We start from the raw sequence: 26,710 nt of genomic DNA, 5'->3' as shown, positions 1-26,710 counted from the left end.
TTCAAGCTCCGTACATCAGGAAAAGGGCGGGGAGCCAGGCAGTCAGCACGCCGCTTAGGAGTGTGGCAACTGCTGTTTGATCTTGAACCGGTTTCTTCAACGTCAAAGTGACGAAATACATGAACCAAAGACCCGACCAAATAAGCCAGCAAATGCCCAGCCAGATATCAATGAATTTCGCTGCAGAGGCGAGGGCTAAAAAGGCCTGAGGCAATACGGAAAGAGAGACAAACAGGCTGAACCAGCCCAGACCGCGGCCATCGGCGCCATTCAACCGATTAACCGCCACCCAAAGGTAGGTCGCGCTGAACAGCAGCGTCAGGGCAACAGAGCGGATTTCATCCCCGGTCGTGGCGCGCACGAGTGACACAGCGGCGACTGTGGCGGTAATTGCCGCTGTGGCAAAGTTGATGACAACAATCTCTCGATCCGAGATGCGCCCAGACATCCAAAGACCATTCAACACAAGAACTGCCCCCACAAACAGCAGGGATATTGGCAAAAACATGAAACCTACCGTTTGTGCGCTGAAAGAAAGTCTTTCGGTTTCTGGGCCAGTTCAATGTGCCTTGGCTTAGAAGTCCACGTCGATTGCGACGCCCTGTTCAACGGCCAAATCAACGACTTTGGCCGCCACCGCGAGGTCCTGAAGGCCCACGCCGGTCCCGTCGAACAGTGTGATTTGATGATCCGACGTGCGGCCCGGATTGGTCCCATTGATGACCGCGCCAAGCTGGGCGACATCCGTGTCCTTGATAAGCCCTTCAGCAATGGCATGTTGCGCCTCGCCGATGCTCACGGACTGGGCGACCTCATCGGTGAACACCGAGGCCCGTGCCAGCAAGGCCGCTTCGACCTCCTGTTTGCCTTTGGTGTCGGTGCCCATACAGGCGATATGGGTTCCGGGGCTGACGTGATCGGCCATCAAAGACGGTGAAAAGGCGGAGGTGATCGAGATGATGACGTCGGCTTCGGTCATGCCGGGCAGATCGACGGCTTCAAAGGGAACCCCAGCCTCATGCGCGACTTTCTCGATATTGGGCAGCATCTCTGGGTGGTAGTTCCAGCCGATCACCTTCTCGAACTTTCGCTGCTCCAATGCGGCACGTAGCTGGAAGGTGGCTTGGTGGCCTGCGCCTACCATGCCGATGACGGTCGCGTTTTCACGTGCCAAGTGTTTGATTGAAACCGACGAAGCCGCCGCCGTACGCAACGCTGTCAGCAAATTGCCACCGACCATCGCTTTGACCTTGCCGGTGTCAGGATCGAACAGGAATACGGTGGACTGGTGGTTGATAAGGTTGCGTTTTTCAAGATTGTTCGGCCAGTATCCACCGGCCTTCAATCCCAAGCTCAACCCGGCGCGATCAAAACCGCCTTTGAACCCGTAAAGCGCATCTTCGTGCCCAATCGCTTCGCGTACGACGGGGAAGTTGTAGGCGTCGCCGGAGGCCATTGCGGCAAAGACTTTCTCGATAGCATCAAAAGCTGCCTCGCGGGTCATTAGGTTGGCGATCTCACGTTCAGGTACGATCAGCATGTGTCTCTCCAAATATTTCGTTTCAGAAGACTCCGAGAGGTTCGCCAATGGCTTGAGAACGTCGCGCCGCAGGTTGGGGCGGAAAAGAGTATTCTGACACGCTTCAAATCAGTTCGCCCATGTGCCCGCCGGAAGCAGACACATGGGGCAGTTGTCTTACATCGCTAGATCAGTAGGCGTGACCGCGTGCCGAAACTGGCCAGAGGCATTCAACCTTGCCGTTCCGAACACCAACATACCAATCATGGACGTTGGCGGTCGGATCGCAGTGACCCGGAACCAGCTTCAGCTTGTCGTTGACCTTCAGCGCGCCGTTTGGGTCCATCACCACCCCATGCTCGTCCGAACACTTGATATATTCGACATCATTGCGCCCGTAGACCACTGGCAAGCCGCTATCGACGGATTGAGCCTTGAGGCCAGCGTCGACGATCGCCTTGTCCGCCTTTGCATGGCTCATCACGCTTGTGAGGATGAAAAAGGCATTCTCCCATTCCCCTTGGTCGATGCGTTTGCCGTCTTTGTCGAGGATGCGCCCATAGTCCGCGTCCATGAAGGCATAGGAGCCGCACTGCAGTTCGTTATACACACCCGAGTTGGACTCGAAATAGTAGGAGCCAGTGCCGCCACCGCCGACGATGTCACAGTCCAAACCTTCTGCCTTCAACGTATCGACCGCATCTTTGACCATCGCCACGGCGATATCGATTTTCGCCTTGCGTTCGTCATAGCTGTCGAGGTGCTGCATTGCGCCTTGATAGGCTTGCAGGCCGGAAAACTTAAGCCCCTCGGCACCGTCGATGGCCTTGGCAATCGCCACCACGTCACGCGTGGTGGTCACACCGCAGCGCCCCGCGCCACAATCGATTTCGACAAGACATTCGATCTCGGTGCCATGTTTTTGCGCCGCCGATGACAGATCAGCCACATTGGCAAGGTCGTCAACGCAACAGATCGTGCGGGCGCCAAGCTTGGGCAGACGGGCGAGGCGGTCGATTTTGGCGGGATCGCGTACTTGGTTCGAGACGAGGATATCTTTGATGCCGCCCCGCGCAAAGACTTCGGCCTCTGAGACTTTTTGGCAGCAGACACCGCATGCACCGCCGAGCTTTTCTTGAAGCCTTTGGACATCGACCGACTTGTGCATCTTGCCGTGGGTCCGGTGGCGCATGCCGTGCGCCTTGGCGTAGTCTCCCATTTTCTTGATGTTGCGCTCCAGCGCGTCAAGATCAAGCACAAGGCTCGGAGTTTGGATGTCGGCCTCGTCCATGCCCGGTTTTGCCGGGATATCGTAGCCCACTTCGAATTCGTCGAGATTGGTCATATCTTTCATGTCCGTGCTCCTTCGTTTTTCAGTCGATATTTGAGATCAGGCGGCGTTCAGCCACGGCAGCTTGTCGAGGTCGACATTGCCGCCCGTGATGATCAGGCCGACGCGCTTGCCCCTAAAGGCTTCGGGGTTCTTGAGAACTGTCGCAAGCGGCACAGCAGAGGATGGCTCCATGACCACGCGCAGATGCTTCCAGGTCAGCTTCATCGCCTCAATGATCTCTTGCTCGGATGCCGTGTAGATTTCGGACACGTGGTTTGAGACAAAATGCCAAGTCAGGTCCTTGAGCGGGACCAGAAGGCCGTCGGCAATGGTCTTGGGGGCATCGTCGGCGATGATATGACCCGCCTTGAAGCTGCGGTAAGCGTCGTCTGCCTGTTCAGGCTCGGCCGCGATGATATGAGTTTCGGGCGCGAGGGTCGCGAGGGTGAGGCAGGTGCCCGATATCATGCCGCCACCACCAATTGGCGCCACCACAGCATCAAGGCCATCCGTCTGCTCAATGAATTCTTTCGAACATGTGCCCTGTCCGGCGATCACTCGGGGATCGTTGTAGGGGTGTACGAAATCGCCCCCTGTCGCAGCTTGCACCTCGGCAAAGGTCGCCTCACGGGAACTGGTCGACGGCTCGCATTCGGTAATGACACCGCCAAAACGGCGCACCGTATCCTTCTTTGCCTGAGGGGCTGTGCGGGGCATCACCACGTTGCATGGAATGCCGCGCTTCATAGCGGCATAAGACAGGCAGGATGCATGGTTGCCTGAGGAATGTGTTGCGACGCCTTTGGCCGCCTGCTCCTCGCTAAGCCCGAACACCGCGTTCGAGGCGCCCCTCACCTTAAAGGCACCCGGCTCTTGAAAGTTCTCGCATTTGAAGAACAGCTCGCAACCGGCAAGTTCGTTGAGGTAGTCCGAGGTGCGGATCGGCGTGCGGCGAATATAGGGGCCGATCCGCGCGTGGGCGTCCAACATGTCCTCGTACGTCGGGATGTACATCTGGTAATCCTTCATCACGCCGCGTCTTTTTGCGCTGCCGCGGTATGGCCGCGATAGTATTCTTGGGCCGCCGCGACCCCGGAGCCGAGTTTGATGTCCAATCCAAGATCGACCATGCACATTTCGGCGGTCGCGATGCCGGAGAGTGCCATGACATCCGTCAGGCTGCCGAGGTGGCCAATCCGGAAGACCTTGCCGGCGACCTCACCGAGCCCCACGCCAAAGGCCACGCCATACTTGTTGGCGGCATGTGTCACGATATCGGTTGCGTTGAAGTCTTCGGGCGTCCGAATGGCACTGACAGTGTCAGAGTAAACCGAAGGGTCCGTGGCGCAAAGATCAAGGCCCCAAGCGCCCACCGCCGCGCGCACACCCTCCGCAATCCGGAAGTGCCGGGCAAACACGTTCTCCAGACCTTCGGTCAGCAGCATGTTGCAGGCTTGGTTCAGACCGTTCAGCAGTCCCACAGCAGGCGTATAGGGATAGGCGTTGTTTGCGTAGCCTTTGGCCATGTCGTGTACGTCGAAAAACGTGCGGGGCAGAGAGGCGGTTTTGGTGGCCTCCATCGCCTTGGGTGAGAAGCCAACGATGGCGAGACCAGCGGGCAGCATGAAGCCTTTCTGTGACCCGGTCACGGCAACATCCACGCCCCATTCGTCGAAACGGAAATCCATTGAGGCAATCGACGAAACACCATCGACCAGCAGCATCGCTGGATGGCCCGATGCGTCCAGCGCACGGCGCACGGCCGCAATGTCTGATTTCACGCCGGTGGCTGTTTCATTATGCGTGGCGAGAACGGCCTTGATCTCATGGCTTTTGTCAGCGGTCAGGATCTCTTCGTAGCGATCCGCCGGGATCCCTGCGCCCCATGCGGTTTCGACTGTCTGCACAGCAAGACCATGACGCTGGCACATATCGATCCAACGATGGCTGAACATACCGTTGCGTGCCGCAAGCACTTTGTCACCCGATGAGAGCGTGTTGGTCAGCGCAGTTTCCCACCCCCGTGCCGGTGGACGGAAAAATGAAGATTTCTGCGTTGTCGCTTTTGAGGATCTTACGAACACTTGCGCGAGCGGGATGTAGAATTTGCCCAAACAGCGGTGACCGGTGGTCGATCGTAGGCATGTCGCAAGCCTTGCGCAGGCTCTCGGGAATGTTGGTCGGGCCCGGGATGAAAACGGGATTTTGAAAGCTCATGGACGGTCTCCTTCCGTTGTTGGCTTCACAATAGACGGAACCAGCGCGAACCGATATTTTTTTGAAATAGGGTTTCAGTTTTTGGGTTCATGCGTAAAGATGAATGTTGTCAGTGCGTTATATTTTTCACATGGTGATTTCGGCTTTCACATAGAAACGAAGGGTTCTTATGGAATCTCAAGACAATGGTTCAGGAACTGGTCGGAAAGCACGCGGAAGGCCCCGTGGCTGGACGGACAAGACCGCGCAAAACACGATCAAATCGCTCGACCGGGCCATGGAGGTGTTCGAGTATCTCAGCGAAGCGCAGGGCAAGCCGCTCTCTAAGTTGGCAGATGAGATGCGCCAATCGCCAGCGACCGTCTACCGTATCCTTGTAACCCTTGAGGGCAGGGGGCTGGTCGAATTCGATCACGAAGAGCAGGTTTGGTACATTGGTCCGCGCGCGTTTGTGATCGGCGCGCGTTTCCTTCGGCGCACAAGTCTTGTCGATCGAGCGCGACCCATCATGCGAAAGCTGATGGAAACGACCGGTGAAACAGCTAATATCGGCGTCGGAAAAGAAGAGGCGGTCCTGTTTCTGAGCCAAGTGGAGACACATGCGAACATCCGCGCCTTTTTCCCGCCCGGCAGCCTTTCTCCGATGCATGCATCCGGCATTGGCAAGGCGTTGCTCGCATATATGGATCCTGAGCGTTTGGACAAACTACTCTTGAAGGGGCAGATGACGCGGTTTACCGCACATACGATCATCGATCCGACGGCCCTGCGCCAGAATCTCGAAGCCATTCGGGAAAGCGGCTTTTCAGTTGATAATGAAGAGAGAAACGAAGGCATGCGCTGTATCGCGGCGCCGGTATTCGACGTGAATGGCGAAGCTGTCGCGGGAATTTCGATATCCGGGCCAACCAGCAGGGTCGGCGCGTCCGAGGTCGAAGAATTGAGCCGCCCCGTCATCAAGGCGGCTCACCAATTGAGCTTCGCAATCGGGGGCAGCGTTACTCGGCCGCAGCCTTGAGGCGCTGATGTTGAGGGTATGACGCGGCGCCGGGACGGAGCGCCATATGGCGATTTACGTCCTTGTAAAGCAGGTACCGGAACCGCCCCGGGCCACCCGCATAGCATGCCTGGGGGCAAAAAGCGCGGAGCCACATGTAATCGCCAGCCTCGACCTCGACCCAATCATTGTTTAGATTGTAAACGGCTTTGCCCTCCAACACATAGAGCCCGTGCTCCATCACATGTGTCTCAAGAAAGGGAATGACGCCGCCCGGTTCGAATGTCACAATCGTGACATGCATGTCGTGGCGCAGGTCGGATGGGTCGACAAAGCGGGTCGTCGACCATTTGCCATCTGTGCCCGGCATGGGCGTCGGTTCGATGTCGTTTTCGTTCAGGACCAACACATCGGGCATATCCAACCCTTCGACGGCCTCATATGCCTTGCGCACCCAATGGAAGCGCAAGACTTCATCGCCCTCGTTTCGCAGGGTCCAGGCGCTCGACGGGGGCAGGTATGCGTAACCGCCCGGGCTCAGCTCGTAAGTCTCGCCCCCGACACGCAAAGTGGCCGCGCCTTCCACAACGAATAATACGCCCTCGGCTTCCGGATCCAATTCAGCCTTTTCAGAACCGCCTCCGGGCTGTACCTCCATGATGTATTGCGAAAATGTCTCGGCGAAGCCGCTCATCGGGCGCGCGATGACCCACAGGCGCGTATCCTCCCAAAAAGGCAAAAAGCTGGTGACGATATCCCGCATCGTACCTTTTGGGATGACCGCATAGGCATCCTTGAAAACTGCGCGATCAGTGAGAAGCTGCTCTTGCCCGGGATGTCCCCCGTGTGGCGCGAAATATTTGGTGCTCATGGATGCTCCGGAAGAAAAAGACTGTTTATGCGAGGGTATTCGATGCGGCTAGGGGGCGACCACCAGCAAAGTGACGACAACTCTATTCGGTGAGATTTGAAAATAGGCGTGATAGGGCCAATGTCGATTGCTTCAGGTTAGATGTCCGCCTGTTTTCAAGATCGCCAGAGGCGTTCGAGGTGTCGCCCCGGACGTCCATTGAGACACGCAGCATCAGTCCCGGCGGTATTGCCGCTTTCAGCCCATGAAGGCATGAGCTGCCCTTCAATTGGCGTCCGGCTGATTTTCGGGGCGTGCGGCGTCAAAGGCCGGGAGGCGCAGGGCCTGCTGTTCGATCTCAAGCAGCCGCGCGAAGGGTGTCATCTCAACGCCCCACCGGTGGGCGTTGTAAAGCTGCGGGATAAGGCAAAGGTCGCAAAGCAGCGGTTGATCGGCAAAGCTGAATTTCGGGCCGTCCGGCAGCAGCGCTTGATAGGCGTGCAGCCCTTCAGTCATCCAATGGCGCATCCATGCTGTTCCTTCATCCGCGGTCAGTCCGTGATGGGTTTTCAGGTGGCTGACCACCTTGAGGTTGTTGATCGGATGAATGTCCGTCGCGATCAACTGAGCGGCGGCCAGTACCTGAGCCCGCTCAAACGCAGGCTCGGGCAAAAGGGCAGGGTCTGGCGCGATCTCGTTCAGATAGGCCATGATTGCCAGCGATTGGGTCAACGCCCGCCCGTCTTCAAGAAGCAAGGTTGGCACCCCCTTGATGGGGTTCTTGGCCACATAGTCTGGGCTGCGTTGGTCCCCGGCCACGAGGTCCACCGGAACCACCCGATAGGGCAGGCCCTTGAGATTCAGCGCTATCCGCACGCGGTAAGATGTGGTCGAGCGCCAGTAGGAATACAGCGTAAGCATCGCGTTATTCATTACCCGGCGTGCCGACCAAGTTTATTTCCATATCCGCCCAGCAGTCGATGTAACCATCCTGAGGCTGTGTCTCTTTTCTGGAAGGCTGGGTATGCACAACTTTGAGCACCGTGCTCATGACTTGAGGCAGGGCATCGGGGAGCGCTTTGGGCTCGAAATAGTCGCCACCGGGCATACAGCTGGGCCTGTCCCCTCTGGCCGGATTGAGCCCGTTTTTGTCAGTGCCAGTCATCAATCTTTCCCCTCCCCTCGATCCTTCATGCGTCGGCCATAAACCATGCCAGAACCGCCGTTTCAGAATCGTTACAATTGCAACTAATAGGGAGCCGTGGGACAATCCGTCAAGAAAATTCCAGGTGCAACGATCGCGGGAGGGCCGTTCCGGATGGCATCGGATGACTTCAACCTGTCGGACTTCCTCCCCTACAGACTGTCCGTATTGGCCGCGCACAACCCGGTTGCAGGACGCTTTAGATGAACAAACGGACGAGCTCTGAACGACGGGTCAACGAAATTAACCGACGTTGGCCGCGTAGAGCTTGCCGATTTCCTCTGCCGTCTCGGTCAGTTTTTTCAAATGCGCTTTGGCGATGGCGGCGACGCTATGCTGTTCGGCCAGCCAAATCAGGCTAACCGCGCCGACAGCATGACCCTGTGACCCTATGGCGACCGCAATCGCGCTTGGAATGCCGCCGTAATCCACCGCACGCCCCCAATAGCCGTCCTCTCGGATGGCGAAACCCTGCGCGCGCACCTCGCGCAACTTTGCTGGCAGCGCCAAAGCGGCGGCGCGGTCTTTGCGGGTGGTGTGGACGGCCAAACGGGCGGAATATTCTGCCTCCTGCTCAGGCTCCAGTGCCGCCAGAAAAGCGCACCCCAGTGCAGAGCGGAAAGGCGAGGGCCTGTAGCCGATGCAATCGGGAAAGATACCGTGGGTGGAAAAGGTCCGCGTCGTATCCACAATCTCGACCCGGCCATTGCCGATGGGCGCGGCAAGGTCCACGCCAAGTCCCGTGGCATCAGAAAGGGAAAGGATCGCAGAGGCACCTGCTTCGACCAGCGTGTCTATCGACGTAGGGCGGGAATTCACCCGCGGGAAACGGGATCCGACCCTGTAGCGGCTGTCACTTCTGCTTTGGGTCAGCCAGCGCTGTTGGACCAATGTGGCGCAGATGCGCAGGATTGTCGGCTTGGGCAAGCCGGTGCGCTCGGCCAGAAAGGCCAAGGAACACACGCCATTGCTGGAGATAACTTCGAGGATGTTGAGCCCGCGTTCAACGGAGCGATTTAATTTCGTCATAGCGTTCCACCTAGTGAAATCCATGTTGGACCGTTACCCCTTCGCTGTCTAGTTTTTGCGCAATCACGGCAGGGGCGGAGGAGGTCTTTGCCGGGGTGCCGCATTTAGGGGGATGAGGACCGATGCAAAACCTGCTTTCAAAATCCGTGACCGGATTGAACCTTGCGCTATCGGGACTGATCATCGCCGTCGTTTTCTACGTTTCCGTCTTTGGCGTGTTCAGCGAGTCCTATCTGCGCGTCGGGATGCTGCTGGTCGGAGGGTTGTTGATCCTGTTGACCCAGATGGAACGCGGCCAAACTGGCGCTGAAAAACCTTTGGCCCTGCTTACGGCGGCACTATTGGGGGTCTCGGTCTTTCAATACTTTCGCGCAGCGGCAGAGATCGAAACCGGGCTGTATTTCCTGACCTCCACCGACATTTGGCTGGGCACTTTGGGGCTGATCGCCGTGATCGAACTTACGCGCCGGTCTGTTGGCATGGTCATGGCAAGCGTGGCGGCCCTTGTGCTGCTTTATGGGGCCTTTGGGCAATATGCGCCGGGGTTCATGCGCCATGCGGGCATGACCTCAGAAGAGTTGATCCAAGTTCTATGGTATTCCTTTGACGGTGTGTTTGGCCGCCCCATGGCGACGGTCGTCTCGACCATCCTAATCTTTATTATTTTCGGCGCTTTCCTTGAGTTTCTCACGATCGACCGGGTGCTGGTAAAGCTGGCGCTTGCGGCGACCGGGCGGGTCCGTTCGGGGCCAGCGGCGGCGGCGACCATTGCCAGCGGATTGTTCGGCACGATTTCCGGCAGCGCGGTGGCCAATGTCGTCGGCACCGGCGTCATTACGATACCGCTGATCAAGAAACGCGGGTTCAAAGCGCATTTTGCCGGAGCGGTCGAAGCCGCGGCCTCAAGCGGGGGCAGATCACGCCGCCCATCATGGGGGCCGTGGCCTTTATCATGGCCGATGTCACCGGTGAGCCCTATCTGACCATCTGCGCGGCGGCCGCCGTTCCGGCGATCCTTTATTACGTTGGGTTGTTCATGGCGACCTCAAGTGCGGCGCGGAGCATGGATCTGGACGTTTCCGAACAGCCAAAGCCCAGTTTCGTTTGGCGTGAGCTTGCGCAGATCATTGTCTTTATGCTGTCGCTGACGGCCATCGTCGTTGCCATGGTCGGCGGCTCTTCTCCGGCCTATGCAGGCTTTATCGGCGTGGCCTTTGCCGTCGTGCTGGGTTTCGCGATCAAGCCGGGCCTTTTGACCGATCTATCGTCGTGGGTCAGGTTCATTCGCTCGGCGGGCCTGATCTCGGCCCAGCTTGTGGTGATCGTGGGCGCGGTTGGTATCATCATCGGTATTTTGAACCTGACCGGCGTCGGCCTGCGGTTCGCGTCGTTGGTGGCAAGTTATGCGGATGGGCAGTTGGCGATTTCGCTGTTGCTGATGGCCGTGGCCTGTCTGCTTTTGGGCATGGGGATGCCCACCGTGCCTGCCTATCTGATCATCGTGTTGGTCATGGGGCCAGCGCTGCAACGGCTCGGCGTGCCGATCATTCACACGCATATGTTCGTGCTCTATTTCGGCGTGCTCTCTGCGGTGACCCCGCCTGTGGCGCTTGCGGCCTTTGCCGCGGCACCCATCGCGAGGGCAGGGGCCATGCGCACGGCGATCGAGGCGTCACGACTGGCAATGCCCGGTTTCGTGATCCCTTTCGCCTTTATCTACCAGCCGGCCATGCTGCTTGGGACGGGCTACCCGCTGGCACAATCCGCGCAGTCAATCCTGTTCGTTACTTTGGCGGTGCTGCATATCTCGCGCGCCTGCTACCCGGCGAAAGGCAAGGCGGGCTATGCGCCCTTGGGCCTCGGGATTGCCTTTGCCCTTTTGTTTTTCGGACCGCTGGTGTCGTGGATTGCCGTGGCAGCCACCGTGGCGCTTTGGTCCGCCGTTCGGTTCGGGGCGTTTATGACACCCGAAGTTTCATAATCCAGAGGAGGACAACCCATGACCAACCCAACATTCTCACGCCGCGGTTTTTTAGGCACCGCCACAGGTGCCGCCGCGCTTGCCGCTTTGCCGGGCGGGGCTTTTGCGAAAGATATTCTGCGCATGTCGACGCTGGGGCCGGGCACCAGTCCGAACCTCGTGATGACCACCTTCGCGAGCATCGTGAACGGCGCGCTGCCGGATTATGAAATTCAGTTGAACGCGACCGGCGCGGCCACGCGCCATGTGCTGGAAGTGGCGATGGGACGCAGCGATTTTTGCATGTCTTCGCCCGTCATTCACGCGCTGATGCGCCGTCAGGCGGCCATGTATGAAAAGATCGAACAGGCGCCTGAACTGGTCAACAACCTGCGCACCGTGCTGAACTTCCCGATGGGGGTCTATCACATCGCGGTTTACGATTCCTCCGGCATCACGTCGATGGATCAGATCGCTGGCAAGCGCGTCTTCCTTGGCCCCCCGGCGGCGCGGCCTACACCACCATGGCGCGCCTGTTCAAAGCCGTGGCCGGGCTGGAAGAAGGCACCGATTACGAAGCCGTCAAGCTCGGCTGGGATGCGGCGGCGGCGGCTTTCCAAGACGGCAACCTCGACGTGTACTGCAACCCGACCAACGCGCCCAGTCCTGCGCTGACCCAAATCGCGGTGACCAACAAGATCCGCTTCCTTGGTATTCCTGCCGATACGCTTGAAACCGAAGGCGTTCAGGCGCTTGTTGGCCGCCCGGGCTTCAGCGCGGCCACGCTGCCTGCGGGCATCTATGGCGACAATCAGGCCAATGAGGGGGATGTCACGACACTGGGCGTAATCGTTGGGATCGTAACCAACAAGGACGCGGACGAGGAGATGATCTATCAGATGACCAAAGCCTTCTACGACGGTGTCAAAGAGGCGGGCGAAAGTGCACCTTGGCTGCGGGCAATCACGCCAGCGGGCGCTGTGCAAGACATCAACCTGCTGCTGCACCCCGGCGCTTTGCGTGCCTTGACCGAACTGGGGGTTGAGATCCCCGACGCGGCGAAAGCCTAACCTCAAGGACCGGGGCGCGCCCAGCCCCGGTCCCCTCTGCTATAGCTTAAATACACCTCGGACCCGGACGCCATCATGACAAAAAACGTACTCTTCATCATGTGTGATCAACTGCGATGGGATTACCTGTCCTGCGCAGGGCATCCGGGGCTTGATACGCCGCATATTGACGCTTTGGCCAAACGCGGCGTGCGGTTTGATCGCGCCTATGTGCAGTCGACGATCTGCGGCCCATCGCGCATGTCCTTCTACACGGGCCGCTACGTCAGTTCGCATGGATCGATGTGGAACAACGTACCGCTGAAAGTGGGCGAGATGACCCTGGGCGACCATTTGCGCCCCCTGGGCGTGCGCACGGCACTCTGCGGCAAGACCCATATGAGCGCCGATGCCGAAGGGATGAAACGCCTCGGTTTGGCCCCCGACAGCACCATCGGCGCTTTGGTGTCTGAATGTGGTTTCGAGCCTTATGAGCGCGACGACGGGCTGCACCCAAGCACCAGTTACGGCAAGCGCAACAAAGCCTATGATGACTACATGAAAGACCGCGGCTGGGAGGATGAAAATCCTTGGGAGAGCGTCGCCAACAGTGGCGAGGATGCAGACGGCAACATCCTGAGCGGCTGGTTCCTCGACAATTCGGACGCCAAGGCCCGCGCCTCGGATGAAGAGAGTGAGACCCCCTATATCACCCGCCGTTCGATGGACTTCATTCAAGAGGCGGGCGACACGCCATGGTGCCTGCATCTTAGCTATATCAAACCGCATTGGCCCTATATCGTGCCGGAACCCTACCACGATATGTACCCGCCAGAGACCCATCAGCCGGTGCTGCGCAGCGACGCGGAACAAACGGACCCGCATCCGGTGTTTGGTGCCTTCATGGAAGAGCGGGTGTCTAAAGCCTTTACCAGTGACATCACCCGGACCAAGGTGATCGGCGCCTATATGGGGTTGATCAAACAGATCGACGATCAGATGGGCGAACTCATGGCGTTTCTGGACGCCAAGGGTTTGACCGATGAGACGATGATCGTCTTCACCTCGGATCATGGCGACTATCTGGGCGATCACTGGCTTGGCGAGAAGGAGTTGTTTCACGACCCTTCGGCACGCATTCCCCTGATCGTTGTCGACCCCAGCAAAGAGGCGGATGCCACACGCGGCACGGTGTCAGACGCGCTGGTCGAAGCGATTGATGTGGTGCCGACCATCCTCGACTATTTCGATGGGGCCGCCGTTCCGCATATCATCGAGGGCAAGTCCCTGCGTCCGCTCATGCAGGGCAAGGCGGACTCCTTGCGCGATTTTGTCATCTCCGAATATGACTACTCTTTCCGGCAAGCCCGCCGTCGTTTGGGCGTGAGCGTTGCCGAGGCCAAACTGACGATGCTTTTTGATGGACGTTGGAAATACGTCTTTGCCGAAGGCTTCCGCCCGATGCTGTTCGATTTGCAGGCTGATCCGGATGAGTTCAACGATCTGGGCGATGATCCGCATTCCGCGCAAGAATGCGAACGGCTGCAAAACCTGTTCTTTCAATGGACCCGCCGCATCAGCCAGCGCACCACGATGTCCGACGCTGAAATTGAACGGCGCGGGATCGACCTCAACGAAGCGCGGGCGGGTGTGCTGATCGGCTTTCCGACGGAGGCCGACCTTGAAGCTGCCTTTGCAGCGGCAGGCGAGAAGCCCAAGAGGTAGGGGCGGCTGCGCATGCCATAGCACCGCGAAGTTCTGTGGCATGCGCACTTGGTCTGGGCCATTAACGCCACTGCTGGAGCTGGCGTTCTGAGGCTGGGGCCTCAATGTGGCCGGTTGCGACCTGCCTGAGCGGCCTGTTCGCGGGGCGGCCAAGTCGATCGGATGTAGGCGAGAATGTCCCAGATGTCCGCGTCCGACAGAACCCCTTCAAAGGCGGGCATTCCGCTGGCGAAATCATCAATCCCGCGCGCGGCCAATGCGGCGCTGCCGCCGCGCTTGGTATATTCAAAGAGCAGGGCATTGTCGTGGTGCCAGGTATGGCCTGTGGCATCATGAGGGGGTGCTGGCAGAATGCCGCCCTCATCCGGTGTCCGCCAGTCAGGCTGGCCTTCGAGGTTGGCGCCATGACAGGCCGCGCAGGTCTCGGCATAGAGCGTGCGACCCGCATCGATGTCGCGGCCCTCAAGCTCGTGGCCCGCCTGCGCCGTGGTCGCCCAGACAAGGGCAAGCAGTGAATATCGGATCATGTGACCTCTACCCATGTTCGCATCCCTCCGATGGCATGGCTTAGCATATGGCAGTGGATCAGCCAGCGGCCCGGATTGTCAAAAACGCAAAGCACATCCCGGCTTTCACCTGCCGCCACCAAGGTCGTATCGCGCAGATCACCAAGGCTATCATCGGCGGCAAGTTCATAGAAATGATGGCCATGCAGATGGATGCCATGCGGAAAGGCGGTATCATTAACCAAGGTGATCCGCACCGTTTCGCCGCGTTCTATGGCGGCAAAGGGGTCCTGTGGCAGGTCCGAGACATCGTTGAAGGACCAGATATTGGCACCGCCGTGCCGCCCGCCCATGGCACCGCCCATCATGGTCAGCGTCAGGTGCTGGGAGGGGGCACCCGGTGCGGGGAGGTCCGGTGCCGCCAAGGTCGGCAGAGGCCCCGATTGCCGATCCGTATTTTTGCCAGAGATGGACAATTCGGCCAGACGGTAAGGTTCCTGTCGCGTGGGCATGTCAAAGCCGACCGGGCCGGTGACATCGACGATCAGGTCGGCCCGCTGGGCCGGCGCCAGAACGAGGTCAGAGGCCGCGCGGGGTTGGCGCAGTGCCATGCCGTCCAGGGCGACAACCGAACCAGAAACGCCAGAGATGCTTAGGGGGAAAATACGATTCGTCGCCGTATTGATCAGCCGCAGGCGGATGCGATCACCTTGCCGCACCTCGCTTCGCGATAGGAAGCCGCGGGCGAAATTGCCCATATAGCCCGCATGGGCGACGCTGTGCATGTCGGTGAATTCATCAACAAGGCTGCCATCTTCGTCGATGATCCAATCGGACAGGATCACGGTGATGTCATGATCCAGATCGAGGGGGCGTCGTCTTCGACGATCAGCGGCCCCATCAAGCCGCGCGCCACCTGCTCTTGCGAGATATAGTGCGAATGATACCAATAGGTCCCCGCATCGGGCGGCACGAAGCTGTAGGTCTTGCTGTCACCGGGGTTGATCAGGTCTTGCGTCAGCACCGGGACGCCGTCCATCCGGTTTTCCAGCCGGATGCCGTGCCAGTGAACGGCGGTGCCCTCTTCAAGCCCGTTCTCGACCTCAATCGATGCCCGCGCACCCCGTTTAAGCCTGATCTCAGGTCCCGGCATCGAGCCGTTGAACCCCAGCATTGCGGTGGTGCCTTCGCCTTCGGGAAGGATTTGCTGGCTTACCGTTTCGGCCTTCAGCTTCAGTGGCGTCTGGCCAGCAAAGCCCGGAAGGGGCAGAACCGCGGCGGCGGAAACGCTGGCGAGGAATTGTCTTCTGTTCATGTCATGCCTTATCGGAATGAATTGCGGTTGATGCTGCCACGGGGGACGGCGCGCGCCGATGTCCAAGGCATGTAGGTATGTCCTGCCGGGGCCAATTCCAACTGTCGGTGTCGGTGACGGGGTGGAGGTGGACCGCCTATGCGCTCTCTATCGGGAAGGAGAATGGGCCGAACCATTTGGGTCACCCCTTGTCAGACAGGGGCGCGCGTCCCGCCATGACCTGCAGCACGAAGCTGCCTGACGCCGTAATCATGAGAAAGCCGTGAAATGCCTCTATCCCGGTGATGAAGCGCAGGTGCCCCACGGGGGTCAAGTCGCCGCGCCCCAAGGTGGTGAAGTTGACCAGCGAGAAATAGAAATAATCCATCATCGTGGTGGGCTTGCCCGCCGGGACGGATCCGTTCAGCGCGCCGATTTGCAAACCCTGCACGGCCCAAAGGAAGAACAGCGTATAGATGAAAGCCTCGATGACATGCGCGATTGTGATTGCGCCGACTGCCAAGCCAAGGTTCTGGCCATGCGCAGCACTTTTGCGCTGCGCGATGGTATCGGAAACCCGTTTGAGCACGAGATAGTGGATCGCCGTGCAGATGCTGACGACCAGAACGGATAGAAGCATTGCTTGGATCATGAAGGGGCAACCTGTTTTGCGGGGGCGTTTCCTCAAGCGATTACGCCGGGGCGGCGTTTGATCTGGTTGCAGGGCCTATCGCTGAGCCCTTCACAGCCGCAGTTTGCAGGGCCTCTGCGGGCATCAATGCGTCATCCATCAAATCCTCAATGAACGTGCTCAGCAACTGCGTGCGTCCGGTGACGGCAGCCTTGCGATAAATCGCGTTTGTCTGCGCCTTGATCGTCCCTTCAGAGGTGCCGCGCAGGTCCGCAATGTCGCGGGTGCTCAGGCCCTTTACCAGAAAGACCGCTACATCCCGCTCGGCGGGGGTCAGACGCCAATCCGTGAAATGTTGCGTCATCACCATCGAAAACTCCGAGGTGCATCGGCGCATCTTCTCTTCGGCGAGCCGCGCACGTTGCAGACTTGTCCTGAGGGCGATCCAGCCAAGCGCCACGCCGAGGTTCAACCCGATGGCCAGCACGGTCTGTTGATACTCATGGCTCTGCCAGATCAGAAATTCAGGCTCCAGTCCGACAGCGTCCAGCAAGAAGCAGACGGAAAAGAAGATTGCCACAATTGCCTGTAGTGCAGCGATGGCCCAAAGGGCGATGGTTCCACGCGTTCTCATTGCTCGAACTGCCATTTTTTGGGGAAAGAGCAGGGCCAGCCCGTTCGCCGGCCCTGCTGTCGGCGCTTACTTCATCGCTGTGACGGTCAGCTTGCCTTTCACACGGTCGGCCACGAATTCGATGTTCTGGCCTTCCTTCATATTGGCGATCAGCGTCTCATCGGCTTTGAACACCATGGTCATCGACGGCATGTCGAGGTTTTCCAACGGGCCGTGGATGATGGTGACCTTCTTGCCCTTCGTGTCGACCTTTTTGATCTTGCCGGTGGAGTAGACCGCGGGCGCTTCTGGCGCCTCATCAGACTGCGCCACGGTGATCGGGCCATGCATGCCGGATTCGTAGTGGCCGGGGATCAGGCAGGCGAACTCGAAGGAGCCTTCGTTGGCGAAGGTCCAGATCACCTCGCCCTCCATGCCGGAGTCGAGACGGACCGAATTCGGGTCGTCATGCTCCATGTCCATCTTGGCCATGGCTTCCTTGTGCTTGGCGTTGCCTTCCATCGTGTCGATCACGAACTCATGCTCGATCTCGCCTTTGTTGGTGACGGCAAAGCGGATCGTCTCGCCCTTCTTGATGTCGAACTCGGCGGGCTCAAAGATCATCTCGCCATCGTCGGTTTCGCGCATGGTCACGTCGATGGTGCGATCGACCGCCTCGGCCTTGCCAGGCATGCCGATGGCCATCTCTTCGTGCATGTCGCCGTGGCCATCATCGTCATGACCGCCGTCATGGGTGCCCGCGGCAAAGGCAGGGGCGGTGATGAGAAGGCTGAGGGCGGTCGAAAGAAGAAGTTTGTTCATGGTGTTTCCTGTATGGGTTGGTTGTCATTGTGGTCCGAGGGCCGCTTAGCCCTCGGAGGTTGGTTTCGGCGTGATTTGGGTTTTTGGGCTGTGGTTCTGCGCAAAGTCTGGCAGTTCGCCCGTCCATTCATACGCCTCGGTGCCCGGCGGGTTTTCGTACCAGCCGGGATCTTCGTAGTCGTCCGCGTCGATGCCTTGGCGCACCTTCACGACCGAGAACATGCCGCCCATTTCTAGCGGGCCATGTGGCCCCCAACCGGCCATCATCGACACGGTGTTGTCGGGCAGGGGCATCGACATTTCGCCCATATCCGCCATGCCCGCCGTGCCCATGGGCATAAACTCGGGCTGCACGCGGCGGACCTGACGTGTCATGTTCGAACTGCTGGTGCCGATCAGCGTCGGCACGTCGTGGCCCATGGCGTTCATCGTGTGGTGCGACTTGTGGCAATGGATCGCCCAGTCGCCCAGATGGTCGGCCACGAACTCATAGGCGCGCATGGCACCCACAGGGATGTCGATGGAGACCTCGGGCCATTGCGCCGATTCTGGCACCCAGCCGCCATCGGTGCAGGTAACCTTGAAGTCATAGCCGTGCATGTGGATCGGGTGGTTGGTCATCGTCAGGTTGCCGACGCGCACGCGCACCTTGTCCCCTTGATTGACCACCAGCGGGTCAATGTCGGGGAAGATGCGGCTGTTCCAAGTCCACAGGTTGAAATCCGTCATCGTCATGATGCGGGGTATGTAGGTGCCCGGATCAATATCAAAAGCGTTCAGCATGATCAGGAAGTCCCGATCGACGCGCATGAAATCGGGATCCTTGGGGTGGACCACGAACATGCCCATCATGCCCATCGCCATCTGCACCATCTCATCGCCGTGAGGGTGGTACATGAAGGTGCCGGATTTGGTCAGATCGAACTCATAGACAAAGGTCTTGCCCGGCGGAATGCCGGGATGGCTGAGCCCGCCGACACCGTCCATGCCCGAGGGCAGGATCAGACCGTGCCAATGGATCGTCGTATGCTCGGGCAGGCGGTTGGTGACGTAGATGCGCACCCGGTCGCCCTCGACGGCTTCGATGGTCGGGCCAGTGGATTGGCCGTTGTAGCCCCAAAGCCGCGCGACCATTCCGTCGGCCAGTTCACGTTCCACCGGTTCGGCAACAAGGTGGAATTCCTTGACGCCGTTGTTCATCCGGTGGGGTAGGGTCCAGCCGTTAAGCGTGACCACGGGGTTATAATCCGGCCCGCTGGTGGGACGGGTCGGGGCTTGGGTCAGCGCGCTGTCCATCACCGCGGCTTCGGGCAGGCCCATGTTCATGGTCTGGCCCCATGCTTTGGAGGACACGAGCGTTGCACCCGCAGCACCGGCCCCCAGAAGTTGACGTCTGTTGATCATGTGGTTGCTTCCTTGTCTCAATGTCCGGCGCCGCCACCGGCGGCGATTTGGGTTTCTCCACCGGCGCCACCGCCGCCGCTGCCACCGCCGTAGATCGCGGCAGTCAGACCAGCCGAGGCCAGCCAGAATTCACGCTTGGCGCTGGCTGCTTCGAGCTGGCTCGCGATCTTCTCGCGGGCGTCGTTCAGCAGATCGAATGTGCTGGTGATCATGCCGTTGTTGCTGAGCAGTGCTTCCTCGTCGATTGTGCGGCGCAGGGGCAGCACGACGTCTGAGTAGTGCCGCGCGATCTGGTGGCTTGATCGGTAGGCCGTGGCCGCCGCCCGCGCTTCGGAGCGGACGTTCACAGCCTGCTCGGCCAGCACATTGGCCGCCTGAAGATAGCTCAGCTCGGCCTTGCGCAGCCGCGCTTTGCCGCTGTCGAAGATTGGGATCACGAACTCAAACTCGACCTGCGGTGACACGCTGGTCTCAATCTCCCCGTTCTCTTCTTCACGCTCGATCTCGGCTCCGGCGATGACTTCCAAATCGGTCAGGGTCCGGGTGGCATCGGTCAGGCCATAGGCTTTGGCCGTGGCGGCAAGGCCAAGCCGCGCGACTTCCAGATCAACCCGATTGGCCAGTGCCAGCCGTTCGATGCCCCGGTGGCTGCTGACCGTGTTCGGCACACGCGGCAGGGCATCGGGCACGTAATAGGCCACGTCCTGCCCCCAAAGGCCCATAAGCCGGGTCAGTTGCTCCTTGGCCAATTGCGCGTCCAGCCGCGCCTGTGCCAATTGGCCCGCCATTTCGGCGTTGAACGCCTGCTCTCGGGCCTGCGCGGCTTTGTTAAGCGCGCCGGTCTTGCCCAGCTGCTGCGCCAGTTCCGCCGCCGCATCGGTGGTGACGGCCGCGCGTTTCAGATAGCTGACCGTTTCAAAGGCCGCGACCGCATTGACCCAAGCCTCGCGCGTTTCATTGGCCAGCGCCAGCGTGTCGCTGACGGCTTGCATCTGCGCGTGCTGGAACTCGGCCTCGGCAGCGGCGATGCGCTGTTTGCGGGTGCGGGCGTCCAGAAGGTTAACGGCGATCATGCTCTCCAAGGCGCGGTACAGCCCGACCTCGGGCGCACCGATGCCTAAAAGACCAATGGAAACGACAGGGTTTTCTGGCGTGGACTGTTGCCATGCTTCGGCCGCCGAAAGGCCGATCTGCGCATAGGATGCCTGAAGCCCTTTGTTGTTCAAAAGCGCGACCTGCACCGCGGTTTCAGCACTGATCGTCTTGCCCTGCACCATGGCGCGGACCTGTTTGGAGGCCGCGACGGTCTCGGCCTGCGACTGAGCCCAGACGGTGCGCTTGCCGATGGCCTTGGAGGTGCGCGCCTCAACGGCGGCAAAACCGGCATCGCGGGCCGAGTAATTTACCGGCAGCACCGGGGCCGTGCAGGCGCCCAAGATCAGAGGCGTAATGACGGCGGCGGTTTTCAATTTCCAACGCATCAGTGGTTCATCCCTTGCATTGCGCCCGGCTTGGGGGCCTGTTCCGCATTCAGTCGCCGCCAATCGAGCGGTTCGACGACACCGCGACGACGGTAGCCTGAAAAGGGCTGTTCCTCGGCGGTGGCAGCACTGCCACGTGCGCTGTTGTCGGCGGCGGTCATCGCGGCGACTTGGGGCAGAGGCGTGGGCTGCTGCACATAGGCGGCAGTGACATCAGGAAGAGGCGGGAGCGCCGTGGCGCAGGCGCCAAGGGTCAGGGACAGCGTCCCTGCGATCAGTGGTAATTTCATTGGTATTTTGCCTGAGAAAGAGGTGATCTTACCCGCGGCTCGAAACCGCGGATGCAAAGGCCGTCAGGGGGCCGGGATCAACTCAGGCTCGAGGCGGACGCAATTGGCCCGTGGGCTGGCCAGAGGCGACAGAGTGGGACACGCTGGTATATTCAACGGATCGCACGGCCGTCATCTTGGCGTCCTGCGAAGTGGTCAGCGCTGCCGTCAGACAGATGCCACCACAGCAAGGCTCGCCTTCGAAACTCTCTGGTATGTCTGTCAGATCAGGTAGCGCCGCAACATCCTGTTGCAGGTCTGACGCTGCGGTCATCTGGTGGCCCGCGTGATGCGCCGCCTGCGCGCTTTCGTGCATTCCGCTTTCGGCATGAACCGAAGAGGGCGGAAGCAGCAGCAAACCACAGGCCAGAACCACACCCAGTAGGGTGCGGCAGAGGTTTGATATGTTTGCCAGAGCACGCATGGCCTTAGCAGTGTCGTAAGTCGCGATGCCTGTCAACGCGTCCAGCGCTGGAAGGATTGCAATTAAATCTTCGGCCTTTGCATCAAAGCCGCGAAAGTCGAAGGGAGGCCCACCCGGTTCGGCAGGCCCCCTTGGCGAGGGTCACATCTCGTTCGTGCAGTCCAGGAACCCGCGGTAGCCAACGGTCAGCCCGCGGTCGAGATGGAATTTCATCTCGGCTTCCGAGCGGCGCAGGTTGCTTTCGGTATCGGTCCAATCCGCCCCGGCAAGGGGGTGACGGTCACGTCAACGCCATCGGCGGTGAAACGGGCGCCATCGGCAAGCGCGGCTTGGTCAATGGCCTCATCGGATTGCAATTCGATCAAGGTGCCCGAGAGTTTGATGCCCCCGGCGTTGCCCGCCATCACAAGGCTTGGGTCGCCTTCGTTGGTGCGGCCAAACTCACAGGTGGCGGCGCTGCCAAGCAGGCTTTTGATATCCTCAGGGGTCAGCCCCGCCGGGTCGACTTTTGCGACCTCTGCGGAGGATAGCGCGTCGTCCACCGTACCGACTTCGGGCTGGCTTTCGGCCTCGCCCAGTTCCGGATCAACCGCGTCGCCGTTCTCTTCGATGTCGGCGATCAGGCTGCGCATCTCGGCGATCTCTTTGCGCTGTGCGGCGATGATGCCATCGGCCATCTTGCGCACGCGCGGGTCCGAAAGCTCTGCCCGTTCAGAGGTCATAATGGCGATCGAATGGTGCGGGATCATGGCGCGCATATAGCTGGTATCGCCCACGGTAACTTGGCTGCGCACCAGCCAAAGGGTCAGGGCGAAGACCGCGATGGAGCCGATATAGATGGCGATGTTGATGGCCTTGTTGGAATACATCGACAACATGAAGCTTAGCATGATGACCGCCATCACAGCCCCCATCAGCAGCGCCATATAGGTCCGCGTTTCGCTGAAAAAGACATGCTCAAATGCGTAGGTGTTCAGGTACATCAGGCCAAACATCACGATGGTCGAAGTCGCGATCATTGCGGCGAAACGCCAGTAGGACATGGGGTGTCTCCTCTTTCAAATTTCTGCGCGATTGCGGCGCGCACCGTGGCAATCAAGGGCATGGGGGGCTATGATCGCCAAAGCCAATGCGGGCCTTGCAACGCGCCGGCAAAGTGCGAATGAGGCGGCCCTAGATACCCCCTATGGTATGTTAACTGGCCACGGTCGTCTTAGTTCCGATAGGTGGAGGCACCAAACGTGGAAGCAAAGCAGAACAAGGCAGCGATCCTTAAGCGACTGGCGCGGCTGGAAGGGCAGTTGCGCGGCGTCACACGGATGGTCGATGAGGGGCGCTATTGCGTGGACGTGCTGGTGCAAACCGCCGCCGTCCGCTCGGCACTGCGCGCGGTCGAGCGATTGGTGATCGAGGATCACGCCAACCACTGTATGGAAGAGGCGATCCTATCGGGCGACCGCGAAGAGCAGCGCCAGAAGTTCCGTGAATTGGTCGCCTTGCTGGAAAAGGCACGCGACTAGGGGTTCGTTTTGGAGGTGGGCGGTTTGCGCTTAATATCCTAGACGCGAGACCCGCGGGGTTGGCCGCGAATGTGATGCGCAAACCGCATGGCGACCGGCAAGCTACGCGGCGAAAGTCAGGCATGTGCCAAAGACGGCACGCGGTAGAGGCGCAGCCTCCCGATTGGCACCTGAGACAGGTGTTCATGATGCGCAAGTTTTCTCTCATCTCTGCCCCGTGGTGAAACCCTAGCCACGGGGCGAACATTGGCCCTCTGTAGCCCTAGTTTTTTTGAACGCCCCGCTTTTCGGGGCCGCAACTGTTAGGAATGCGCCATGACAGATCAGAATTTTGATGCCCTCGACAGCCCGCAGAGCCAGCCCGGTCAGGAACATAAGATGGACCCTGCGCCCGAGTACACGCCGCGCTACCCCGGCTCGGATCGGCTCAAGGATAAGGTTGCGCTTATCACCGGGGGGGACAGCGGGATCGGACGGGCCACGGCGCTTCTCTATGCGCGCGAGGGAGCGGATGTCGCCATCGTTTACCGCAACGAAAGCCGTGATGCCGAAGAGACCAAACAGTTGGTCGAGGCCGAGGGCCGCCGGGCGCTGTTGCTGGAGGGCGATGTCGGCCAGAAAGACTTTTGCAAAGATGCCGTGCGCCGCACGATGGAGACCTTCGGCAAGATCGACATTCTGGTCAATGACGCCGGCGAACAGCACGCGCAGGAGCGCCTTGAGGATATCGAAGAAGCCCAGATTGAGCGCACGTTCCGCACCAATATCATTGGCATGATCTTGATGACGCAGGCGACGTTGCCGCACCTGAAAAAGGGCGCGCGGATCATCTGTGTCACCTCGATCACCGCCTATAAAGGGCAGGATTTGCTGATCGACTATGCTTCGACCAAAGGGGCGATCCTGTCTTTCTTGCGCGCCATGGCAAGCAAGCTCGCGCCCGAGGGTATTTTGGTCAATGGTGTGGCACCGGGGCCGATCCGGACGCCCCTGATCCCGGCGTCCTTCCCCGCCGATAAAGTTGAGGAGTTTGGCCAGAACGCCCCCTTGGCCGCCCCGGTCAGCCGAATGAGGTCGCGCCCTCCCTGCTGTTTCTCGCCTGCGAGGATTCGTCCTATATGAGCGGGCAGGTGTTGCACCCGAACGGCGGCACGCTGGTTGGGGGATAGACCAGTTGCCTTATGCCCCGCACAGTATGGCAGTTGCCGTGCGGGGTGATACCGGGGGCGTTTCAGCGCACCCAGTGGAAAGACAACTGAGCCGGCCTGCGGCTCAGTTCAGCCTCTTTCACAGAAATCGTACTCAGCCCACTGGATGCCGCCGCGCCCCGGATCGCAAAGGCAAAGTGCCGTCATCGACGCCTTTAATCGTGACCGATGCCTCGATCTTGGTCCGTGGCATGATCGAGATGTCGTGGATACGCCAGTGCAGGTCCAGCAGCTTTGCCTCCGCCGCCTCGATCCTTTCCGCAGAACAGCCGTTCTCATGGGCCACGACGTAGATCGTGCCGGTCAGAAAACGCCCTTCCTCATGCAGACGCAGGCGGCTTTCGCGCACCCACGGCAGCGCTCCAAAGGTCTTTTGAACCTCTTCGATCAGGGGATCGAACTCTTTGTCTTCGATCGTCCGGGGCATCTCATCGCTGAGGTCGCGGATCGCCGCGCCGGTATGCTTGAAGCCGTCGTGAAGCACGTCCAACGCGATCACGATGGCCGCGACAGCATCGGCCCACCACCAGCCCATCCCGATCCCGAGGATGCCCACGATCCCGGCAAGCCCCGTCATCCAGTCCGCCTTGTTCATCATGGCGTCCGCGTAGAGGGTCTTGTCATGCAACATCTTGGCGGGCTTCATCTTTAGATGGCCGAAAATGACCGGCATCACGACGCTATAGGCCAGCGCCGCGATCATCACCCAGCCGAACCAGATGGTGGCACCAAAGAGTTCGACACTGCCGATGGTAGGGTGCTCTTGTTTGATCAAGGCGATGGAGGAATCGACGATGAGAAATATCCCCACGCCGCCAAGGGCCACCGCGCTGATCAGATAAGCGATTGAGGTGACACGGATATACCCCAGCGGGAAGCGGCGGTTCGGTTTCCACCCCTCGATCCATGACCCCACGAGAAAGGCGATGGGCGGTACAAAGCTGAGCAGGTCTTCGATCCATGCGGTTTTCATCGCTTGGCTGCTGCCCACCGCAAAGTAAATCGCGGCCACGATGGAGGCCAAGACGACGAGCCAGATGGCCTCCAACCAACGGGCCCGGTGGAGCGCCCTCTTTTGCGCCTCGGGCATGGTGCGGATGGAACGGGTCACGGTGCATAGGCGCGCAAACGCGCCCCGATGGTCCCGGCCTCGCGCCGGAAGAAATCCTCGATCTTCATCAGCCAAGCGTTCTCGCCTTGCTGCACGGCGACGACATGTTCCGCCCGGTCCAGCGTCGTTTCGGTCGCGGCAAGGTCTTTCACCGCAAGTTGCCAATGCGGAAGGGCGGCGAGGGTCTGATCCTCGGTCCATTGGTCTACCGGAATGCCGCCTTCCTCCGCCACCAGTGCGGCGAGGGGGAGGTGGGGTGGTACGAAAACCTGCTGATCTTCGATGTCATGGGGCCGGGCGTTTGGCGTGCGGCTGCCTATGACAAAGGCTTCTTCGAAATAGGTATAGCTTGGCGCAGCACCTTTCACCTTGGTCACGTCTTTGCGGGCAAAGCTCCCGATGGCGAGGTCGATATCGCCCTTTTCCAACCCCTCCAGCGCCGCGAATGCGCCGAGAGGCTTCCATTCGATGGCGACCCCCAATTCTTCGGCAAAGGCGCGCGCCAGATCGGCTTCGACACCCTGTGGCGGGCCACTGTCAGGCAACACGACCCATGGCGGGTTTTCCGATACCGCGACGGTCATTTCTTGGTCGGAGAGAACGGTCTCGAGGGTTCCTTCCACATCGCGAGGGAACCGCAGATCGTCGCAGGCGGCAAGCAGGCTCACCCCCGCGAGGAGCATTGCAGTCGTAAAGTTGAGTGGGTTTCCCACGCCTTTGGCACCGTGCGGCGTGGCTTTGCGGGGCGTCATCTCTTTATTCCTTCGGGCCGGATCGCAAGGGGATAACGGGCGGTTTATCAAAAGGTTCCGGGGCAGGAGGGCGGCCCGGGGCGGCGCTTAGGTCTCTGCGCGCTTCAACCACAGGTCGGTCATTTCCTGCCGGTAGGGGGGCTGACCAACTCTTTCGGAACACCGACCCCGATGTGGCAATTTATACCATAGGAATGGCGCCCCACGGTGCCGCGCCCGATGAGTGACAACGCGCAGTAGATGGTCGGCGTCTATGCTGATGAAGCCCCGAATACAGGCCGCTGACCGCATTAACAGCCCGAAAGGAGAACGTCATGCCAAACGAGCCAGATCACGCCAAAGAGAAACGCCCACCCCACCGGGAGCGCCACAATGCGCAGGATGACCACGAAGGCGCGGCGCACCGTCCTGAGGAGTTCGATCCAAAGAACCCGCAAAAGGCGGTGAAGAAAGAGAAGTGAACGCGAAAGCAGTGCGAAATTCCCGCGCTGCTTTCTCGCATCGCTCAGTTATTATTGTCGGGCGAAAAATACCCTAAGCGGTGCCGCGGACGGGGCGGGATCAGCCCCACGGTCTTGCGGCGCTCGCGGCAAAGGTCGATGCGCTCGGCGCATTCCTAGTCCGGCCACAACACTTTGTTCTCCCCGAAAAACCTCTCTAGCCGTAGCGTAACTTCGCGACACGCGCGCCGGGCATCTATACCCCGGCGGTGGAACCGGCTATGCCTATGAC

25 protein-coding genes and 4 pseudogenes are annotated in these 26,710 nt (G+C 59.8%); 7 read left to right on the top strand and 22 right to left on the bottom strand.

Annotated elements, in window-relative coordinates; genetic code table 11:
- Window position 1: 1 nt before the first annotated feature.
- From ACFQAU_RS04120 to bhcA, 5 genes and pseudogenes are all read right to left on the bottom strand, one after another.
- Window positions 2-508, bottom strand: coding sequence for an AmiS/UreI family transporter (locus ACFQAU_RS04120; RefSeq protein ID WP_132444889.1), 507 nt, complete (start codon window positions 506-508; stop codon window positions 2-4).
- Window positions 509-574: 66 nt separating this feature from the next.
- Window positions 575-1,540 (bottom strand): iminosuccinate reductase BhcD, encoded by a 966-nt coding sequence (gene bhcD / locus ACFQAU_RS04115; RefSeq protein ID WP_120350345.1) that lies wholly within the window; start codon window positions 1,538-1,540, stop codon window positions 575-577.
- Window positions 1,541-1,709: 169 nt separating this feature from the next.
- Window positions 1,710-2,873, bottom strand: a complete 1,164-nt coding sequence (bhcC, locus tag ACFQAU_RS04110) for a 3-hydroxy-D-aspartate aldolase BhcC (protein ID WP_132444891.1) — start codon at window positions 2,871-2,873, stop codon at window positions 1,710-1,712.
- A gap of 36 nt (window positions 2,874-2,909) precedes the next feature.
- Window positions 2,910-3,881, bottom strand: coding sequence for a beta-hydroxyaspartate dehydratase BhcB (gene bhcB, locus ACFQAU_RS04105; RefSeq protein ID WP_120350347.1), 972 nt, complete (start codon window positions 3,879-3,881; stop codon window positions 2,910-2,912).
- Window positions 3,881-5,069, bottom strand: a pseudogene (gene bhcA, locus ACFQAU_RS04100) (L-aspartate--glyoxylate aminotransferase BhcA). The gene bhcB and the pseudogene bhcA overlap by 1 nt, the downstream one beginning before the upstream one ends.
- 169 nt (window positions 5,070-5,238) lie before the next feature.
- Here bhcA and bhcR point away from each other — a divergent pair.
- Window positions 5,239-6,087: an HTH-type transcriptional regulator BhcR gene (bhcR, locus tag ACFQAU_RS04095; protein WP_132444895.1), complete on the top strand. Its 849-nt coding sequence runs from the start codon at window positions 5,239-5,241 to the stop codon at window positions 6,085-6,087.
- On the opposite strand, the gene ACFQAU_RS04090 is transcribed toward bhcR, so the two are convergent.
- The 4 genes from ACFQAU_RS04090 to ACFQAU_RS04075 all read right to left on the bottom strand — a co-directional run bounded on the left by ACFQAU_RS04090 (window position 6,068) and on the right by ACFQAU_RS04075 (window position 9,149).
- A complete protein-coding gene (locus ACFQAU_RS04090) occupies window positions 6,068-6,937 on the bottom strand; it encodes a bifunctional allantoicase/(S)-ureidoglycine aminohydrolase (protein WP_120350349.1) in 870 nt (289 codons plus the stop codon). The genes bhcR and ACFQAU_RS04090 overlap by 20 nt on opposite strands.
- 264 nt (window positions 6,938-7,201) lie before the next feature.
- Complete coding sequence (gene maiA, locus ACFQAU_RS04085) at window positions 7,202-7,837, bottom strand: maleylacetoacetate isomerase (RefSeq protein WP_132444897.1); 636 nt, start codon at window positions 7,835-7,837, stop codon at window positions 7,202-7,204.
- A gap of 4 nt (window positions 7,838-7,841) precedes the next feature.
- Window positions 7,842-8,081, bottom strand: a complete 240-nt coding sequence (locus ACFQAU_RS04080) for a hypothetical protein (RefSeq protein ID WP_132444899.1) — start codon at window positions 8,079-8,081, stop codon at window positions 7,842-7,844.
- 282 nt (window positions 8,082-8,363) lie between these two features.
- Window positions 8,364-9,149: an IclR family transcriptional regulator gene (locus ACFQAU_RS04075; protein ID WP_132444901.1), complete on the bottom strand. Its 786-nt coding sequence runs from the start codon at window positions 9,147-9,149 to the stop codon at window positions 8,364-8,366.
- A 122-nt stretch (window positions 9,150-9,271) separates the two neighbouring features.
- Between ACFQAU_RS04075 and ACFQAU_RS04070 the strand changes: the two are divergent.
- From ACFQAU_RS04070 to ACFQAU_RS04060, 3 genes and pseudogenes are all read left to right on the top strand, one after another.
- Window positions 9,272-11,130, top strand: a pseudogene (locus tag ACFQAU_RS04070) (TRAP transporter permease).
- Between the two features lie 503 nt (window positions 11,131-11,633).
- Window positions 11,634-12,179 carry a TAXI family TRAP transporter solute-binding subunit gene (locus ACFQAU_RS04065; RefSeq protein ID WP_386280709.1) on the top strand — a complete coding sequence of 182 codons (546 nt, stop codon included), beginning with the start codon at window positions 11,634-11,636 and terminating at the stop codon, window positions 12,177-12,179.
- A gap of 75 nt (window positions 12,180-12,254) precedes the next feature.
- Window positions 12,255-13,883 carry an alkaline phosphatase family protein gene (locus ACFQAU_RS04060; RefSeq protein ID WP_132444907.1) on the top strand — a complete coding sequence of 543 codons (1,629 nt, stop codon included), beginning with the start codon at window positions 12,255-12,257 and terminating at the stop codon, window positions 13,881-13,883.
- A 101-nt stretch (window positions 13,884-13,984) separates the two neighbouring features.
- Here ACFQAU_RS04060 and ACFQAU_RS04055 read toward each other — a convergent pair whose 3' ends face one another.
- From ACFQAU_RS04055 to ACFQAU_RS04005, 11 genes and pseudogenes are all read right to left on the bottom strand, one after another.
- The gene (locus ACFQAU_RS04055; RefSeq protein WP_132444909.1) at window positions 13,985-14,410 is read right to left on the bottom strand and encodes a c-type cytochrome; all 426 of its coding nucleotides are present in this window, start codon (window positions 14,408-14,410) and stop codon (window positions 13,985-13,987) included.
- The gene (locus ACFQAU_RS04050; RefSeq protein ID WP_386280705.1) at window positions 14,407-15,234 is read right to left on the bottom strand and encodes a multicopper oxidase family protein; all 828 of its coding nucleotides are present in this window, start codon (window positions 15,232-15,234) and stop codon (window positions 14,407-14,409) included. Before ACFQAU_RS04050 ends, ACFQAU_RS04055 begins: the two co-directional genes overlap by 4 nt.
- On the bottom strand, window positions 15,231-15,704 hold the full coding sequence (locus tag ACFQAU_RS04045; RefSeq protein ID WP_386280702.1) for a multicopper oxidase domain-containing protein: 474 nt from the start codon (window positions 15,702-15,704) through the stop codon (window positions 15,231-15,233). Before ACFQAU_RS04045 ends, ACFQAU_RS04050 begins: the two co-directional genes overlap by 4 nt.
- Window positions 15,705-15,885: 181 nt before the next feature.
- Window positions 15,886-16,335, bottom strand: coding sequence for an ion channel (locus ACFQAU_RS04040; RefSeq protein WP_132444913.1), 450 nt, complete (start codon window positions 16,333-16,335; stop codon window positions 15,886-15,888).
- Window positions 16,336-16,375: 40 nt separating this feature from the next.
- Entirely contained in the window at window positions 16,376-16,948 is a 573-nt protein-coding gene (locus ACFQAU_RS04035; RefSeq protein WP_132444915.1) for a helix-turn-helix transcriptional regulator, read from the bottom strand.
- A gap of 66 nt (window positions 16,949-17,014) precedes the next feature.
- Entirely contained in the window at window positions 17,015-17,749 is a 735-nt protein-coding gene (locus tag ACFQAU_RS04030; RefSeq protein ID WP_132444917.1) for a copper-binding protein, read from the bottom strand.
- A 45-nt stretch (window positions 17,750-17,794) separates the two neighbouring features.
- Window positions 17,795-19,153, bottom strand: coding sequence for a multicopper oxidase family protein (locus ACFQAU_RS04025; RefSeq protein ID WP_132444919.1), 1,359 nt, complete (start codon window positions 19,151-19,153; stop codon window positions 17,795-17,797).
- A 17-nt stretch (window positions 19,154-19,170) separates the two neighbouring features.
- A complete protein-coding gene (locus tag ACFQAU_RS04020; protein ID WP_132444921.1) occupies window positions 19,171-20,634 on the bottom strand; it encodes a TolC family protein in 1,464 nt (487 codons plus the stop codon).
- Window positions 20,634-20,924 (bottom strand): hypothetical protein, encoded by a 291-nt coding sequence (locus tag ACFQAU_RS04015; RefSeq protein WP_120350362.1) that lies wholly within the window; start codon window positions 20,922-20,924, stop codon window positions 20,634-20,636. Before ACFQAU_RS04015 ends, ACFQAU_RS04020 begins: the two co-directional genes overlap by 1 nt.
- An 82-nt stretch (window positions 20,925-21,006) precedes the next feature.
- Window positions 21,007-21,387 carry a hypothetical protein gene (locus ACFQAU_RS04010; protein ID WP_132444923.1) on the bottom strand — a complete coding sequence of 127 codons (381 nt, stop codon included), beginning with the start codon at window positions 21,385-21,387 and terminating at the stop codon, window positions 21,007-21,009.
- Window positions 21,388-21,528: 141 nt separating this feature from the next.
- Window positions 21,529-22,430 (bottom strand): annotated as a pseudogene (locus ACFQAU_RS04005) (DUF305 domain-containing protein).
- A gap of 198 nt (window positions 22,431-22,628) precedes the next feature.
- Between ACFQAU_RS04005 and ACFQAU_RS04000 the strand changes: the two are divergent.
- Window positions 22,629-22,907 carry a metal-sensitive transcriptional regulator gene (locus ACFQAU_RS04000; RefSeq protein WP_067630970.1) on the top strand — a complete coding sequence of 93 codons (279 nt, stop codon included), beginning with the start codon at window positions 22,629-22,631 and terminating at the stop codon, window positions 22,905-22,907.
- 315 nt (window positions 22,908-23,222) lie between these two features.
- Window positions 23,223-24,076 (top strand): annotated as a pseudogene (locus tag ACFQAU_RS03995) (SDR family oxidoreductase).
- 133 nt (window positions 24,077-24,209) lie between these two features.
- Here ACFQAU_RS03995 and ACFQAU_RS03990 read toward each other — a convergent pair.
- Both ACFQAU_RS03990 and ACFQAU_RS03985 read right to left on the bottom strand, forming a co-directional pair.
- Window positions 24,210-25,226 carry a cation efflux transmembrane domain-containing protein gene (locus tag ACFQAU_RS03990; RefSeq protein WP_165935570.1) on the bottom strand — a complete coding sequence of 339 codons (1,017 nt, stop codon included), beginning with the start codon at window positions 25,224-25,226 and terminating at the stop codon, window positions 24,210-24,212.
- Window positions 25,223-25,978, bottom strand: coding sequence for a substrate-binding periplasmic protein (locus ACFQAU_RS03985; protein WP_132444931.1), 756 nt, complete (start codon window positions 25,976-25,978; stop codon window positions 25,223-25,225). The genes ACFQAU_RS03990 and ACFQAU_RS03985 overlap by 4 nt, the downstream gene beginning before the upstream one ends.
- A 314-nt stretch (window positions 25,979-26,292) precedes the next feature.
- Between ACFQAU_RS03985 and ACFQAU_RS03980 the strand changes: the two genes are divergently transcribed.
- The gene (locus tag ACFQAU_RS03980) at window positions 26,293-26,439 is read left to right on the top strand and encodes a hypothetical protein (protein WP_162931808.1); all 147 of its coding nucleotides are present in this window, start codon (window positions 26,293-26,295) and stop codon (window positions 26,437-26,439) included.
- Window positions 26,440-26,710: the final 271 nt, after the last annotated feature.

The sequence above is a fragment of the Sulfitobacter profundi genome (genome assembly GCF_042661425.1).
Taxonomy (GTDB): domain Bacteria; phylum Pseudomonadota; class Alphaproteobacteria; order Rhodobacterales; family Rhodobacteraceae; genus Sulfitobacter; species Sulfitobacter profundi.
The sequence above is the reverse complement of the archived record's forward strand: the minus strand, read 5'-3'. Positions and strand labels throughout refer to the sequence as shown.